This is a genomic window from Serratia sp. 14-2641 (assembly GCF_001692375.1).
Classification (GTDB): Bacteria; Pseudomonadota; Gammaproteobacteria; order Enterobacterales; family Enterobacteriaceae; genus Chania; species Chania fonticola_C.
This window is the reverse complement of the sequence record NZ_LXKR01000102.1, coordinates 1-1058: the sequence shown is the minus strand read 5'-3', so window position 1 is coordinate 1058 and position 1058 is coordinate 1. Positions and strand designations below refer to the sequence as shown.

Sequence of the window (1058 nt, the reverse complement as noted above, 5' to 3'; positions counted from 1 at the left end):
GGCTTTGTTGATTAAATCGGATTTAGATAAAAGCGCCTCCCGTCACTGACTTCCTCAGGCAATCCGCACACTTTCTGGCATCCCTGCACGCGTCATTTTGTTTAAGGCACGGATCATGGCCATAGCCTCACCAACCTGCGCATCGTAGTCACGCAGCGTCAGGTGCCCACCGAACAATTGTTTAACCCGGTACATCGCCGTTTCGGCCACCGACCGCCGGTTATAAGTCGTGTTCCATTTCCAGTAAGCATTGCTCCCGGTAAGCCTCTGCCTGGCCACCGCCTGATTTCTGTCCGCATACTCCGCCGGCCAGTAACCCGCCCGGGTTCGCGGCGGGATAAGCGCCTTGATTTTTTTTCGCCGCAGCTCGTCATGGCAAAGTTTTGTGTCATAAGCGCCATCGGCAGAAGCGACCTTAACTTTCCGGTGGGTCTGACGAATAAGTCCTGGGAATGCCTCTGCGTCAGTCACATTATTCAGGGACAGGTCAGCGCAGATAACCTCATGAGTACCGGCGTCCACCGCCAGGTGAAGTTTCCGCCAGACGCGGCGCTTTTCCTGACCGTGTTTTTTCACCTTCCACTCCCCTTCACCGAAGACTTTTAATCCGGTGGAGTCGATAACCAGATGGGCAATTTCGCCGCGCGTGGGGGTTTTAAACGGGATGTTGACGGACTTAGCCCGCCTGCTGACGCAGGAGTAATCCGGGCACCTGAGCGGGAGTTTCATCAGGGTAAAAATGGAGTCAATAAATCCCTGTGCGGCGCGCAGCGTGAGGCGAAAAACGCGTTTGAGCATCAGTACGGTAGAAATAGCGAGCTCAGAATAACGTTGAGGACGACCCCGTGAAGACGTGTTGGGCTTGTCATACCAGGCCTGAATGGCCGACTCATCAAGCCAGAATGTCAGTGAGCCCCGATGGATGAGTGCCTTGTTGTAGGTAGCCCAGTTGGTGATTTTGAACTTTTGTTTTGCCACGTGATATCGCTGCAGGATCAGGAGTGTGGTGATCTGATCCTGACTACGGCCAAAAGTTCGATTTATTCAACAAAGCCGGT

1 protein-coding gene is annotated in these 1058 nt (G+C 53.7%); it reads right to left on the bottom strand.

The window, feature by feature from the left end; all coding sequences use genetic code 11:
- Window positions 1-54: 54 nt before the first annotated feature.
- Window positions 55-978: an IS5 family transposase gene (locus A6U95_RS29445; RefSeq protein WP_065687107.1), complete on the bottom strand. Its 924-nt coding sequence runs from the start codon at window positions 976-978 to the stop codon at window positions 55-57.
- Window positions 979-1058: the final 80 nt, after the last annotated feature.